At 69.2% G+C, this 13,668-nt stretch carries 13 protein-coding genes and 1 pseudogene; 12 read left to right on the top strand and 2 right to left on the bottom strand.

Annotated elements, in window-relative coordinates; all coding sequences use genetic code 11:
* Positions 1-10: 10 nt before the first annotated feature.
* The 8 genes and pseudogenes from ACE1OC_RS10705 (at position 11) to ACE1OC_RS10670 (ending at position 6,172) form a co-directional block, all read left to right on the top strand.
* Entirely contained in the window at positions 11-229 is a 219-nt protein-coding gene (locus tag ACE1OC_RS10705; protein WP_407836836.1) for an MbtH family protein, read from the top strand.
* Positions 230-236: 7 nt separating this feature from the next.
* Entirely contained in the window at positions 237-593 is a 357-nt protein-coding gene (locus tag ACE1OC_RS10700; protein WP_407836835.1) for a nuclear transport factor 2 family protein, read from the top strand.
* Positions 594-615: 22 nt separating this feature from the next.
* Positions 616-1,908, top strand: a complete 1,293-nt coding sequence (locus tag ACE1OC_RS10695; protein WP_407836834.1) for a lysine N(6)-hydroxylase/L-ornithine N(5)-oxygenase family protein — start codon at positions 616-618, stop codon at positions 1,906-1,908.
* Between the two features lie 2 nt (positions 1,909-1,910).
* Positions 1,911-2,567: an FMN-binding negative transcriptional regulator gene (locus ACE1OC_RS10690; protein WP_407836833.1), complete on the top strand. Its 657-nt coding sequence runs from the start codon at positions 1,911-1,913 to the stop codon at positions 2,565-2,567.
* A 16-nt stretch (positions 2,568-2,583) separates the two neighbouring features.
* Positions 2,584-4,137 carry an AMP-binding protein gene (locus ACE1OC_RS10685; protein WP_407836832.1) on the top strand — a complete coding sequence of 518 codons (1,554 nt, stop codon included), beginning with the start codon at positions 2,584-2,586 and terminating at the stop codon, positions 4,135-4,137.
* Positions 4,138-4,262: 125 nt separating this feature from the next.
* Positions 4,263-5,111: pseudogene (ddaH, locus tag ACE1OC_RS10680) on the top strand (dimethylargininase); the annotation flags it as partial.
* Positions 5,100-5,411 (top strand): phosphopantetheine-binding protein, encoded by a 312-nt coding sequence (locus tag ACE1OC_RS10675; protein ID WP_407841526.1) that lies wholly within the window; start codon positions 5,100-5,102, stop codon positions 5,409-5,411. The pseudogene ddaH and the gene ACE1OC_RS10675, both read left to right, overlap by 12 nt.
* Positions 5,412-5,428: 17 nt before the next feature.
* Positions 5,429-6,172, top strand: a complete 744-nt coding sequence (locus tag ACE1OC_RS10670) for a hypothetical protein (RefSeq protein ID WP_407836831.1) — start codon at positions 5,429-5,431, stop codon at positions 6,170-6,172.
* 72 nt (positions 6,173-6,244) lie between these two features.
* On the opposite strand, the gene ACE1OC_RS10665 is transcribed toward ACE1OC_RS10670, so the two are convergent.
* Entirely contained in the window at positions 6,245-6,784 is a 540-nt protein-coding gene (locus ACE1OC_RS10665; protein WP_407836830.1) for an RBBP9/YdeN family alpha/beta hydrolase, read from the bottom strand.
* A gap of 249 nt (positions 6,785-7,033) precedes the next feature.
* On the opposite strand from ACE1OC_RS10665, the gene ACE1OC_RS10660 reads away from it, so the two are divergent.
* On the top strand, positions 7,034-8,656 hold the full coding sequence (locus ACE1OC_RS10660; protein WP_407836829.1) for a hypothetical protein: 1,623 nt from the start codon (positions 7,034-7,036) through the stop codon (positions 8,654-8,656).
* 122 nt (positions 8,657-8,778) lie between these two features.
* Here ACE1OC_RS10660 and ACE1OC_RS10655 read toward each other — a convergent pair whose 3' ends face one another.
* A complete protein-coding gene (locus ACE1OC_RS10655) occupies positions 8,779-9,726 on the bottom strand; it encodes a methionyl-tRNA formyltransferase (protein WP_407836828.1) in 948 nt (315 codons plus the stop codon).
* 262 nt (positions 9,727-9,988) lie between these two features.
* On the opposite strand from ACE1OC_RS10655, the gene ACE1OC_RS10650 reads away from it, so the two are divergent.
* The 3 genes from ACE1OC_RS10650 to ACE1OC_RS10640 all read left to right on the top strand — a co-directional run bounded on the left by ACE1OC_RS10650 (position 9,989) and on the right by ACE1OC_RS10640 (position 13,633).
* Positions 9,989-11,356, top strand: a complete 1,368-nt coding sequence (locus ACE1OC_RS10650) for a lysine N(6)-hydroxylase/L-ornithine N(5)-oxygenase family protein (RefSeq protein ID WP_407836827.1) — start codon at positions 9,989-9,991, stop codon at positions 11,354-11,356.
* A 106-nt stretch (positions 11,357-11,462) separates the two neighbouring features.
* Positions 11,463-12,551, top strand: coding sequence for a FecCD family ABC transporter permease (locus tag ACE1OC_RS10645; protein ID WP_407836826.1), 1,089 nt, complete (start codon positions 11,463-11,465; stop codon positions 12,549-12,551).
* A complete protein-coding gene (locus ACE1OC_RS10640; protein WP_407836825.1) occupies positions 12,548-13,633 on the top strand; it encodes a FecCD family ABC transporter permease in 1,086 nt (361 codons plus the stop codon). The genes ACE1OC_RS10645 and ACE1OC_RS10640 overlap by 4 nt, the downstream gene beginning before the upstream one ends.
* Positions 13,634-13,668: the final 35 nt, after the last annotated feature.

Below are 13,668 nucleotides of genomic sequence, written 5' to 3'. Positions count from 1 at the left end.
CGAGAACACCATGAGCAACCCGTTCGAGAAGGAAGACGGCGTGTACGTCGTGCTGACCAACGACGAGGGCCAGCACTCCCTCTGGCCGGCCTTCGCGGACATCCCGCCCGGCTGGACGACCGTCTTCGGCGAGGCCGACCGGGCGGCGTGCCTCGACTACGTCAACGAACACTGGACCGATCTGCGCCCCACGTCGCTGATCCACGCGATGGCCCTCCACGAGAAGTAGCGGGAACATGGCAACGAGTCGTGAGAGTGCGGTCCGCGCCTACTACGAACGTGTGGACGCGGCCGACTACGAAGCGGTATTCGACATGTTCTGCGAAGACCTGGTCTACGAGCGCGGCGGCACCGAAGCGATCGTCGGAATGGACGAATTCAAACGCTTCTACCTGGCCGACAGGATCATCGATTCCGGTCGGCACGAGGTGGCCTCGATCGTGGAGAGCGGGGACTGGGTGGCCGCCCGCGGAGTGTTCACCGGTCAGCTGAAGAGTTCCGAGGAAGTGTCCGTCAACTGGGCGGACTTCCACCTCTTCCGCGGCGGGAAGATATGGCGCCGGTACACCTACTTCGCCGATCGGGCGATATGAACACTGGAAGGAAGTCCACAGCATGACTGCACGGTCAGGACCGCGCACGGAGGATGTGGTCGGGGTCGGCTTCGGCCCTTCGAACCTCGCCCTCGCGATCGCCCTGGAGGAATCGGCCGGCTCGGGTTCGGGAAACCCCGGCATCGGTATGCGCTTCTTCGAGCGGCAGCAGGAGTTCGGCTGGCACCGTGGCATGCTGATGGAAGGTGCGACCATGCAGGTCTCCTTCCTGAAGGACCTTGCGACGATGCGCAATCCCGTCAGCGCCTACACCTTCGTCTCCTACCTCAAGGCGAAGGGCCGGATGGCCGAATTCATCAACGGCAAGACGCTGTTCCCGCTCCGCGTCGAGTTCCACGACTATCTGGAATGGGTCGCCGAACAGTTCACCTCGGTGGTGTCGTACGCATCCGACATCACCGGCATCCGCCCGGTGGTCGAGAACGGTGCGGTGGAATACCTCGACATCCTCGCCCGTACGTCGCCCGACGCCGCTCCGACCGTCGTGAGCCGCGCCCGCAACGTGGTGATCGGTGCCGGGCTCTCGCCCAGGATGCCGGCAGGAGTCGTGGAGAGCGACCGCATCTGGCACAGCTCCCGACTGCTGCACCGCGCGGCCGCCCTGACCCGTACGCCCCGCACCTTCGTGGTCGTCGGCTCCGGGCAGAGCGCCGCCGAAGCCGCCGACTACCTGCACCGCACCTTCCCCGAGGCCGAGGTCAACGCCGTGCTCTCGCGCTACGGGTACAGCGTCGCCGACGACAGTCCGTTCGTGAACGGCATCTTCGACCCGGACGCCGTGGGCCAGTTCTACTCCGCGCCCCAGGACGTGAAGCAGACGCTGATCGACTACCACGGCAACACCAACTACTCGGTGGTCGACCTCGACCTGTCGCAGGAGCTCTACCGCCGCGTCTACCAGGAGAAGGTCCTGGGGACCCGCCGGTTCAACATGATCAACACCGCGCGGGCCACCGCCGTGGAGGAACACCCGGGCGGCGTGCGCGTGACCGTCGACTCGCTCGCGGGCGACTCGTCCCGGGTCATCGACGCGGACGTGGTCGTCTACGCCACCGGCTACCGGCCGAGCGACCCGCTGCCGCTCCTCGGGGAGCTGCTCGCCGATTGCAAGCGGGACGGTGAGGGCCGGCTCGTGGTGGGGCGGGACTACCGCGTCACGACGTCGGACGCGGTCCGCTGCGGGATCTACCTCCAGGGCGCGAGCACGGAGCACTCCCACGGTCTCGCCGCGGGCCTTCTGTCCAACACCGCGGTCCGGTCCGGAGAGATCGCCGCTTCCATCCTCAAGGGATAGTCATGTACGTACCGTCCATCTATCAGCCCGAAGACCGCGGCTGGCTCCGCCGCATCATCCGGCGCTACCCCCTGGCCACCCTGATCACCAACGGGGACCAGGTGCCGTACGCCACGCACCTGCCGGTGATCTTCTCGCCCGAGGACGCCTCGGGAACCGGCGGCCCCGAGGGCGCCACGCTGCTGGGGCACATGAACAGGGCCAACTCCCACTGGGACTCCCTGAGCGACGGCGCCAGCGCCCAGCTCATCTTCACCGGGCCGCACGGATACATCACCCCCACCCTCTACCGGACCACGCCGGCGGCGCCGACCTGGAACTTCGTCTCGGTACACGTGCAGGGCAAGCTGCGGCTCCTCCAGAGCATGGAGGAGACCCTCGATGTCGTGCAGTTGACGGTCGCCGCCTACGAGTCGGCCCACGGTGACGGCTGGCAGATGGACGGCTCGCTCGACTACTTCGCCCGGATCGGAACGGCCGTCGGTGGCTTCCGCTTCGAGGTGGAGTCCGCCGACGGCATGTTCAAACTCAGCCAGGAGAAGGAGCCGGAGGTCCGCAGCCGGGTCTCCGAGCGGTTCAGCACGGCCGATGCCGGACCCAGCCGCGACCTCGGACAGCTGATGCGCGAGTTCTACCTCGACGACGACCATGCCGCTTGATACCCCGAAAGGCGCCGTGACCTCCGTGCCCATGAACCTGTGGGGTGGACCTGCCACCCCGAACTGCCTGGTCGAATCGTTCCTGGAGGTCGTTTCCGAACGGCCCGACGCGGTGGCGGTCGTCGAAGGGGACACCGAGTTCACCTACGCCCGGCTCCGGGACTGGGCGGGAGCGGTGGCCGAGCTCCTCGTCGCCCAGGGGATCGGCCCGGAGGACCGCGTGGCCGTGACCGGGCCGCGGGGTGCCGCGGTGGTCGCCGCCTTCCTCGGCACGGTCGCGATCGGTGCCACGTACGTCCCGCTCGACCCCGAGTACCCGGTGCAGCGCCTCGCCCACATGCTGAACGACAGCGCCGCCAAGGTGCTGCTGTACACCGGGGACGAGCCCGGGTTCGAGACCTCGGCGACCCTGGTCCGGATCCCGGAGCCGGGATCGGTGGCGGCGGACCTCCAGTGGCGACCGGTCGCGTGCCGCCCCGACCTCCCCGTCTACGTCATCTACACCTCCGGCACCACGGGGTGGCCGAAGGGCGTGAGCATTCCGCACAGTTGCCTGGACGGCATGGCCGCGTGGCAGACGGCGCACTCGGTCCGGCGCGACCTGCGCACCGCTCAGTTCGCACCCCTCAACTTCGACGTCTGCTTCCAGGAGGTTCTCGGCACGCTCTGCGGCGGAGGCACCCTCGTCATCGTGCCCGAGAAGCTGCGACGGGACGCCTTCTCGCTGCTCGACTGGCTGGGCGAGAACCGGATCGAGCGGCTCTTCCTGCCCTACCTCGCACTCAACATGCTCGCCGTCGCGGCCTCGGCGGAGGACTCCCTGGACCACATGGCCCTCGCGGAGATCAACACGGCCGGCGAGCAGTTCGTCTGCACCGGCCCGATCCGTGAGTTCTTCGAGCGGCTGCCGGCCTGCCGGCTCAACAACCACTACGGCCAGAGCGAGTCGGCGATGGTCACGGCCCACACCCTCACCGGTTCCCCCTCGACCTGGCCGGCCCTGCCTCCGATCGGCACCCCCCTGCCGGGGTGCGAGCTGCTGATCGACCCCGTGGACCCGGCCGAGCCCGAAGTGGGCGAACTACTCGTGGCGGGCCTGCCGTTGTCGCTCGGCTACCTGAACCAGGAGCAGCTCAACGCGGAACGCTTCGTCACCATCGACCCGTCCCCTCAGGGCCACACCCGGGCGTTCCGCACCGGCGACCTGGTCCGGCTCGACGACGGCGTGCTGCAGTTCCTGAGCAGGCGCGACCACGACGTCAAGATCCGCGGCTTCCGCGTCAACCTGCTGGAGGTCGACGTCTGGCTGCTGGAACAGTCCGGCGTGGTCGAAGCCGCCTGTGTCGCCGTCGAAACGGCCGAAGGCTCCCGCACGCTCCGAGCCGTGATCACCGTCGAAGAGGACGCACCGCCCGCCGACACCGGCGAGCTCCTGCGACGGCTCGGCGAGGTACTGCCCGCCCCGGCCGTGCCGGTGTCGATCACCGTGGTCGAGGCGTTGCCGCGTACCGCGAGCGGGAAGATCGACCGCCAGCGGATCGGAAAAGACCTCCTCGCGAGCAGTCTGTAGTCCTCTCCGTCTTCTTCATCCGCTCCGCCCTCTTCGCATCCTCGACGCCGCGCCGCGAAACAGGCCGGAGCGTCCCTCCCTTGCGCATCGAGCGCCATCCCCTCATTCCCCGTAGGAGCAAGTCCGTGCCCATCACCGATGCGATCCTCCCTGCTGCCGAGCAGCACGCCGGCCGTCGCGCGGCCACCCCCCGCCGACTGCTGATGTGCCGGCCCGAGCACTTCGACGTCGTGTACTCCATCAACCCGTGGATGCACCCGGACAAGCCGTGCGACGCGGGCCTGGCGCTCGCCCAGTGGGAAAGGCTGTACGAGCTCTACCGTTCGCTCGGCCACACCGTGGACGTCATCGACCCCATTCCCGGCCTGCCCGACATGGTCTTCGCCGCCAACGGCGCGACCGTGGTGGACGGCAAGGTCCTCGGTGCCCGCTTCCGTCACGCCGAGCGGACCGCCGAGGGTCCCGCCTACCTTTCCTGGCTCCATGGCCAGGGCTTCGACCAGGTGCTGTGGCCGGAGTTCATCAACGAGGGCGAGGGCGACTACCTCCTGGTCGGCCGTCGCCTCCTGGCGGGAACCGGCTTCCGCACCGACCCGCGTTCACACGCGGAGGCCCAGGAGTTCTTCGGTGTTCCCGTCACGGGCCTGACCCTGGTCAACCCCAACCACTACCACCTGGACACCGCCCTCTCGGTGCTCTCGGACACCGAGATCATGTACTACCCGGAGGCCTTCTCGCCCGGCAGCCGGGCCGTCCTGGAAGAGCTCTTCCCCGACGCGATCCTGGCCTCTCCCGAGGACGCGGCGGTCTTCGGCCTCAACGCCTTCAGCGACGGCTTCAACGTGATCATGCCCGAGGCCGCCACCGGCCTCGCCGAGCAGCTCAGGCAGCGGGGGTTCAACCCGATCGGAGTCGACCTCTCCGAGCTGCTCAAGGCCGGCGGCAGCGCGAAGTGCTGCACGCTGGAACTCCGTTCCCACCGTGCACCGGGTGGTTCCCCGGACGCGCGCTCCCGCGCACCGCGGACCGAGACGGAGCGCGCACTGTCCGCCATCTGGGAGGAGGTCCTCAACTCCCGCCAGGAGGAGCGGGAACAGAACTTCTTCGACGCCGGCGGGGATTCGCTGCTCGTGACCCGGGTCGTCCTGCGCGCCCGCAAGACGTGGGGCATCAGCCTGAACGTTCAGGTCGTGCTCGACCACCCCGTGCTGAAGGACCTCGCCGAACAGATCGACCTCCTCGTGCGGTCCGCCCAGGCCCCCGCGAAGCCCTGACCCGGAAGGACACCGAAGTGGTACGCACGCTGCTGGCCCTGGACTACCCGGGGCGCCGCGCCGAGGCGAAGATCGCCGACCTCGGTCTCGAAGCACACGGATACGAAGTGGCACATCTGCTGACCGCGCCCCTCCCCGACGAACTGACCGGACGCGACTACGCGGAGAAGCTCTTCTCCACGCACGGTGTCGCCGAGCGGGAGATCGCCGGAATACTGGCCTACTGCGCCTCGGCTCCGCTGGCGCAGGAACTCGCCCGGCACATGGTGGAGGCCGGGAGTGAAGCGCCCCCGCTCTTCTTCTTCGACGCGGCGCCGCTGACCGCGCAGGACATCACCGACGACTACGCGACCGTTCTCCGGCAGATCGACGCCTCGGGGTTCGAGGAGAGCGGTTCCCGGACGGACGTCGCCTCCCTCATCGACACTCCCGAAGAGCTCGTGCGGGCCATGCGGGAGGAGATGACCCGGTACGCGCGGAACTCCCTCGCGGAAGACCTCTTCGACGACGACGAGGTCGCCCTGGCCAGTGAGCAGATCGTACGGGTGTACCTGGACCTGCTGACGCATCAGATCGCCGCCTACCACGGGGCGGCCCCGGCCTGGGGCGGGGACGTGGTGAACATCGTGTCCGTCGGCAGCTCGTTCCAGGGGGACTGGCCGGGGGCCCGGGCCACGCGGGTCGTGCGCACGGCGCACGAGCGCGCGAGCCTGCTGGCGGACCCGGCCACCCGAGACACGGTGCTCTCCCTGCTGGCGTGAGCCGGCGCCGGGCACCGTCGCGGGGCCGCGGGTGCCTCCCCTTTGGGGAGGGGAGGCACCCACGGCCGGTGGTCACCCGGTGAACTTCTCGCTGAACAGGGACCAGCCCTCGGGCCAGTCGGCGAGTCCCGAGGCCGCGTTGATGTGGCCCTTGGCGCCGACGCCGACCAGCTGGGCGCCGAGCCGCTCGGCGCCCGCCGAGGCGGATTCCAGGGAGCCGTAGGGGTCGTCCTCGCTGGCGACCACGAGCGCCGGGAAGGGCAGAGGGGTCTGCGGCGGGGCGTCGAAACCCACCGCCGCGGTGGGGAAGTTGCTGCCGTGCACGTCCGGCATGGCGACCAGGAAGGCGCCGGTGACGGCGTGGTCCTCGTACTCCGAGGCCCATTCGGCGACCAGCGTGCAGCCGAGGCTGTGGGCGATGAGGACCTTGGGGCCCTCGATGGCCCGGAGAGTGTCGTCGAGCTCCTTCACCCACACGTCCCGGAGGGGCGCGTCCCAGGAGGCGTGCTCCACCCAGACGCTGCCGGCCACCCGGCCGTGCCACAGGGCCTGCCAGTGCTCCGGCCCGGAGTTGCCGATACCGGCGATGAAGACGTGCGTAGCGGATTCCATGAGCAGACCTCGTATTCGACGCCGACGCGTCGTCGTCCTTCGGCGCTGTCGGAGACAGCGGCTACAAGCCGGCGTCGGCGGCGATGGCGACACGGCGGTCGGGTCGGGTCTCGACCGTTCTCCTCAAAGATGACACATGCCGGGGCAACCATCCTCCGGGGTCGTGAGTCCAACGGGTGGCAGTGGCTCACTCGTAGGACGGGTGCTGCCGACGCTTCCCGCTCCTGCACGCTTCGGAAGGCATCATCCGTGTCAGCTAAACGATCCATCACGGCGCTTGGCGCCACCCTCGGCATCGCCGCGTCCACGTTCTTCGCCGCCCCGGCAGCGCAGGCCGCGGACGGAAGTTTGGAGCACGTGTACGTTGTGAGCTCCTCGGTCGGGTCCGACGGGGCGTTTCGCGTCAAATTCCAGTCTTACGAAGGCTGGTCGGTCGGCAACGGCCTCGCCGTCCGGGTACGGGAGAAGGGCACAGGTGCGGTCGTCGCGCGGGTCGGCGGCTTCGACAGCGGTGTGTGTGGGGACGAGGACTGCAGCTACAGCAATTACACGTCCGCGCCCGCCACGCTGGACAAGATGGCCGCCTACGACCTCGAGGTGGTCCGTAACGAGGGCCAGAGCAACGAGGAGGTCGCCGCCGAGACGGGGGTGCTGAACTACGCCATCAACCCGAAGATCGAGGGCTTCGCTTCCTCGGTGCCCTCGCTGTCTTATGACAGCCGTTCGGGGCAGTCCTCGGGCAGGGTGGTCGCGGAGGATCCGAAGACGCGTCAAGTCAGGCCGTTGGCGGGCGCCGAGGTCAAGGTCCAGGCCTACTCGGGAGAGGCCGCGCAGCTGACCACCGACGGGGCGGGACGGTTCGCCGGCCCCTTCGCCTTCCGCGGCGACGAGCGGGAGGCCCATCTGCTGGCTTCCCTCGTGGGCAGCGAGTCCGTGTGGAGCAAGTTGCCCCTGCCGATCCGCAAGCAGGCCACGAAGCTGAACGTGAGTTCGCCCGGTGCCACGGTGACCGCGCGCTTCGGCACCAAGATCCCCGTTCGCGGCACTCTGACGCGCACGGCCGACGACGGCACTCAGAAGCCCCTGGACGAGGGCCTCGCGGTGACCAAGGACGGTTGCGTCGTTGCGTACCGGGAGGACTGCGGCAACGGAGTGGGTGGCTTTCGCGTCACGGGTGACGCGAAGATGACGGTCGGGTTCTCCAGTGCCTGGTTCGAGCCCTCGTCCTCTTCCTTCGCCGTGCACGCCACCCACATGAGTGCCTTCGAGGGGCTCGTGGGACACGTGGACCAGTACCGGAACATCACCTACACCGGGAAGCTGATCGTCAAGGACGGCACTGTCCCGGCCGGCGCTACCGCCCGGGTCCACTTCGACTTCTCGGGCGACAACGGCAAGACCTGGACCTACGTCGGCTCCACCACCACGACCTACAACACGCCCTTCACCCTGAAGAGCCCGTATTCCTCCGCCAAGCCCGGTCTGTGGCGCCTGCGCCACGGCACGGCGAACGTGGGCCCGACCACCAGCCAGACCTTCCAGTTCATCCGCCGGCCTACGCAGCTCACGGCTGACGACGTCACCCCCGAGGGCGTGACCCGCGGCACGACGATCACCGCCAAGGGCCTGCTGACGCACAGGTACAGCACCACCTGGAAGCCGTTCGCCGGTCAGACCGTCCGGATCTACTTCAAGCCGGCGACGCCGGGTAGCGCGTGGAAGCAGCTGGGCACCGCCAAGACCCTCGCCAACGGCACCTTCAGCAGGAAGTTCACCGCGGACCAGGACGGCACCTGGCAGATGCGCTACGACGACGCCCCCGCCACCCACTACGCCTCCAAGGGCCGCGAGGACTACGTGGACGTCCGCTGACCCTGCCGCCATGCACCCCGAGACACCCCGTTGCCCTGGGCTTGCGCCCAGGGCAACGGGGTGTCTGCGATGAGGTCCGGCCCGCCCGGGGACCGTCCGGGGCGGGCCGGGGTCTTGAGGGGTTAGGGGCGGGTCGTGAGGTAGCCGCCCATGGACTTGAAGTAGGCCGTGGCGGGGAGTTCCTCGCCGGTCTCGGTGCGGACCGAGGTGATGGCCAGCCCGTGGTTGCGGCCCGTGCGGGCGTCCGCGCCGGCGACGATGACCACGCCTTCGCCCTCGCGGTAGAAGATGCGGCCGGGGGTGCCGCCGTAGCGGCCCTCGGAGACGACGGCCGTGAGGATCTCCAGGCGCTTGCCCTTGTGGAAGGTGAAGGCGGCCGGGTACGGGGCCGACTGGGCGCGGACCAGGCGCTCCAGGTCCTCGGCGGGCCAGGTCCAGTCGATGCGGATGTCCTCCTCGGCCCTCTTGTGGAAGAAGGTCGCCTGGGAGCGGTCCTGCTTGGTGAACTCGGTCCGGCCGGACGCGATGAGGTCGAGCGCGCCGATCGTCACCGGGGCGATCAGGTCGACCGTCTTGTGGAACAGGTCCGTGGTCGTGTCCGTCGGGCCGACGGGGATCGAGCGCTGCACGACGATGTCGCCGGCGTCGAGCACCTCGTCCATCATGTGCGCCGTCACGCCGACTTCGGGCTCGCCGTTGATGAGGGCCCAGATGAGGGGGGAGAAGCCCGCGTACTTCGGAAGCAGGGAGTCGTGGATGTTGAGCGTGCCGTACCGGGGCAGGGTGTAGATGCGCGGGGGGATCCAGGTGCGCCAGTTGTTCGCGACGAGGATGTCCGGGTCGGCTTCCTTGAGCTGCTGGAAGAGTTCCTCGTCGTCGGGGCGGTTGCGGATGACGACCGGGACGCCGTGCTCCTCGGCGAGGTCGGCGACCGAGTCGCTCCAGATCTTCTCGTAGGCGTGCTCGCTCTTGGGGTGGGTCACAACCATCACGACGTCGTGCTCGGAGTCCAGGAGCGCCTTGAGGGTGCGGTGGCCCCAGGTCTGATAACCGAACATAACGACCCGCATCGGGGTTCCTCCTCAGAAGAGCGAATGAGCAAAGGTAAGTAAAGCAAGGCTTACCTAACAGTGCAACAGCCCCGATTCTGGGCTCGATTGGCCCGACTGTGAGCTCGTTGTCCGTTTTGCCTGGTCGACAGCCTGCCTGGATCAGGTTAGCTTTACCTAAGTTCCACTCGGCTGCCGGTCACCGGTGCGCCTGGACTCCCCCTTTCCCCCACCCCTGACACGACGCCTGGCAGGCGGCTGTCCCGCACCAAATGGGAGTGACATGTCACAGGCTCTTCCTGGCGACGCACCACTGATCCACGACCTGATCGGTATCGGCTTCGGGCCGTCGAACGTCGCCATGGCGATCGCGCTCAGCGAGCACAACGTGCGCGTCGGAAGGCAAGAGGCGGTCACCGCTCACTTCTTCGAGCAGCAGCCCCGCTTCGGGTGGCACCGCGGCATGCTCATCGACGACGCGACGATGCAAGTGTCCTTCATGAAGGACCTGGTGACGCTCCGGAACCCGACCAGCGAGTACAGCTTCCTCTGCTACCTGCAGGAGAAGGGGCGGCTGATCGACTTCGTCAACCACAAGAACCTGTTCCCGCTCCGCGTCGAGTTCCACGACTACCTCGAGTGGGCCGCCGCCAAGGTCGACGACATGGTCTCGTACGGCCACCAGGTCGTCTCTGTCGAACCCGTGGTGCGCGACGGCGTCGTGGAGTACCTCGACGTGACGGCGCGTTCCGGCGACGAGGTCGTCGTCCACCGCGCCCGCAACCTCGTCATCTCCACCGGTCTGCGCCCGGTCATGCCGGAGGGCGTCGAGCGCACCGAGCACGTCTGGCACAACACCGACCTGCTGACGAAGGTCGACGCGCTCGAAGGCGGCGAGCCCACCCGCTTCATCGTGGTCGGCGCCGGCCAGAGCGCCGCCGAGAACGTGGCCTACCTGCACCGCCGCTTCCCGCAGGCCGAGGTCTGCGCGGTCTTCTCCCGCTACGGCTACAGCCCCGCGGACGACAGCAGCTTCGCCAACCGCATCTTCGACCCCCAGGCGGTGGACGAGTACTTCACCGCCCCGGAGGACGTGAAGCAGCGGCTGATGGGCTACCACGGCAACACCAACTACTCCGTGGTCGACATCGACCTCATCGACGACCTGTACCGCCAGGCGTACCAGGAGAAGGTCCTCGGCACCGAGCGGCTCCGCTTCCTGAACGTCTCGCGCCTGACGGGCGTGGAGGAGACGGCCGACGGGGTCCGCGCCAGCATCAAGTCCCTCGTCACCGGCGAGGAGAGCGTGCTCGACGCCGACGTCGTGGTGTGCGCCACCGGGTACCAGCAGGCCGACGGCCTGGGCCTGCTCGGCGAGGTCGCGGACCGCTGCCACCGCGACGAGCAGGGCCGGGTCCGCGTCGAGCGCGACTACCGGGTGGCGACCGACCTCGAACTGAGCTGCGGCATCTACCTCCAGGGCGGAACCGAGCACACGCACGGCATCACCTCTTCCCTGCTGTCGAACACCGCCGTACGTGTCGGCGAGATACTCGACTCGATCCTCGACCGGAACCTCAAGGCCGTGCCCGACCAGGCCCGTCCGGTCGCCGGGGGAGCGGGCGCCGGAGCCCGCCAGCCCGCCGTCTGACCGGCCCCACCCACGCACACCCACTGCCGTGCCTCCCGGGCGTACTCGCCCCCGAGGTGCGGCAGTAGTGTGCAATCACCCCCTGTCCCATACCGAAGGAACGTCCGTGCCCACTGGTACTCGCCTCCCCGCCGGAGGCCCGCCCGCGGTCGGGCGCCCGGCGCCTTCCCGGGTCGTCGCGCAGGCCCGGCGGCGGCGGATCGTGGGTCTGGGCGCCCTCCTCGCGCTCCTCGTGGCCGCGGCGCTGGTCTCCCTCGCCGTCGGCGCGCGGGCACTCAGCCCCGCCGAGGCGTGGCACGGGCTCTTCGCGGATCCGGACCCCGACCAGAAGCTCTCCGAAGCCCGGCTCATCATGAGGACCGTACGGGTGCCCCGTACGGTCCTCGCGATCGTGGCGGGGATCGCCCTGGGCGTGGGCGGAGCGCTGATCCAGGGGTACACGCGCAACCCCATCGCGGACACCGGCCTGCTCGGGGTGAACACCGGCGCCTCGTTCGCCGTGGTGTCGGCGATCGCCCTGCTCGGGCTCACGGACCCCTTCGAGTACGTCTGGTTCGCCTTCCTGGGCGCCGCGCTCGCCGGTGTCGTCGTGTTCGGGCTGTCGAGCATCGGCCGGGGCGCGGGCAATCCGCTGACGCTCGCCCTGGCCGGGCAGGGGGTCACGGTGTTCCTGATGGCGATGACCACGGCGGTCGCGCTGACGGACAAGGCGGCGCTGAACGCCCTGCGGTTCTGGAACGCCGGGTCGGTGGCCGGCGTCGGCTTCGACGTCATCTGGCCGGTGACCGCCTTCATCGTCGTGGGGCTGGTACTGGCTCTGGCCACCCTGCCCTCCGTCAACCTGCTGAACCTGGGCGACGACGTGGCGCGCGGACTGGGCGTGAACATCACGCTCATCCGGACCGTCGGCATCATCGCCATCACGCTGCTGGCGGGCGCGGCGACGGCCGCGTGCGGCCCGATCGCCTTCCTCGGCCTCATGGTGGCGCACGTGGCCCGCTATCTGGCCGGGCCCGACTACCGCTGGCTGGTGCCGTACGCGGGCCTGCTCGGCGCGGTCGTCCTTCTGGTCTGCGACATCGTGGGACGCGTCGTGGTGCGGCCGGGAGAGCTGGACGCGGGCATCCTCGTCGCTCTCCTCGGCGCCCCGTTCTTCGCGGTCCTGGTGTGGCGGGGAAAGTTCAAGAGCGCATGAACGTGACAGTGGTGAAGCCCGCCCGGGAGCCCGATCGGAAGCCCTCGGTGGCGCCGGGTGTGCGGCTCGGCGGCATGTCGTTCGTCTGGCGGCCCAGGATCGTGCTGGTCACGCTGCTGCTGATGGCGGCGGTCTTCCTGGTGTTCTGCCTGTCCATCGCCGTGGGGGACTTCCCCCTCGGCCTGTCGCAGGTGGTCGCCACCCTCTTCGGCGGGGGCGAGCAGGTCGACCAGTTCGTGATCATGGATCTGCGCATGCCGCGGGCCCTGGCCGGGCTCGTCGTGGGCATCGCGCTCGGCATGTCCGGGGCGATCACCCAGTCCATCGCCCGCAATCCGCTGGCCAGTCCGGACATCCTGGGTATCACCGGAGGCGCCAGCGCGGTCGCGGTGTGCCTGGTGACCGTGTCGGGCGGGGCCACGGCCGCCGTCGTCAGCTCCGTGGGGCTGTCCGGGGCGGCGCTCGCGGGCGGCCTCGGCACGGGCCTGCTGGTGTACTTCATGGCGTGGCGGCGCGGGGTCGACGGCTTCCGGCTCATCCTCATCGGCCTCTCCGTGAGCGCCGTGATGGAGGCGCTCACGACCTGGCTGCTGGTCACCGCCGACATCAGGGACGTGGCGCGGGCACAGGCGTGGCTGGTCGGCTCCCTGGACAACCGGTCGTGGGACGAGGTGTCGGTGGCCCTCTGGGGCACCCTCGCCCTCGCGGTGGTCGTGGCGTGCGTGTCCTTCCAGTTCAAGCCGCTGCACTTCGGCGACGACGTGGCCGCGGGCCTCGGCGTGCGGTACGCGCTGGTACGGGCCGTCCTGCTGCTGTGCGCGGTGCTCCTTGCCGGCTTCGCGGTGAGCGCGGCGGGGCCGGTCCCGTTCGTCGCCATGGTGGCGCCGCAGGTGGCGATCCGTCTGACGAAGTCCCCGACGCCGCCGTTGGTGGCGTCCGCCGTGGTGGGGTCGCTGCTGCTGATCGGCTCGGACCTGGTCGCCCGTACGGCGCTGCCGGTCACCCTGCCGGTCGGCGTGGTCACCGCCGCGATCGGCGGCCCCTTCCTCATCTACCTCCTGGTGCGGGCGAACCGCCGCTAGGTGATAGAAAGGTTAGGCAAGCCTAAATAGAGGGG

This window comes from Streptomyces stoeckheimensis (genome assembly GCF_045822005.1).
GTDB lineage: Bacteria > Actinomycetota > Actinomycetes > Streptomycetales > Streptomycetaceae > Streptomyces > Streptomyces stoeckheimensis.
The sequence above is the reverse complement of the archived record's forward strand: the minus strand, read 5'-3'. Positions and strand labels throughout refer to the sequence as shown.

Coding starts and splice junctions, on each gene's coding strand:
- ACE1OC_RS10705 (WP_407836836.1), top strand. CDS start 11: ATGAGCAACCCGTTCGAGAAGGAAGACGGCGTGTACGTCGTGCTGACC.
- ACE1OC_RS10690 (WP_407836833.1), top strand. CDS start 1,911: ATGTACGTACCGTCCATCTATCAGCCCGAAGACCGCGGCTGGCTCCGC.
- ACE1OC_RS10665 (WP_407836830.1), bottom strand. CDS start 6,784: ATGGAATCCGCTACGCACGTCTTCATCGCCGGTATCGGCAACTCCGGG.
- ACE1OC_RS10650 (WP_407836827.1), top strand. CDS start 9,989: ATGTCACAGGCTCTTCCTGGCGACGCACCACTGATCCACGACCTGATC.
- ACE1OC_RS10640 (WP_407836825.1), top strand. CDS start 12,548: ATGAACGTGACAGTGGTGAAGCCCGCCCGGGAGCCCGATCGGAAGCCC.
- ACE1OC_RS10700 (WP_407836835.1), top strand. CDS start 237: ATGGCAACGAGTCGTGAGAGTGCGGTCCGCGCCTACTACGAACGTGTG.
- ACE1OC_RS10695 (WP_407836834.1), top strand. CDS start 616: ATGACTGCACGGTCAGGACCGCGCACGGAGGATGTGGTCGGGGTCGGC.
- ACE1OC_RS10655 (WP_407836828.1), bottom strand. CDS start 9,726: ATGCGGGTCGTTATGTTCGGTTATCAGACCTGGGGCCACCGCACCCTC.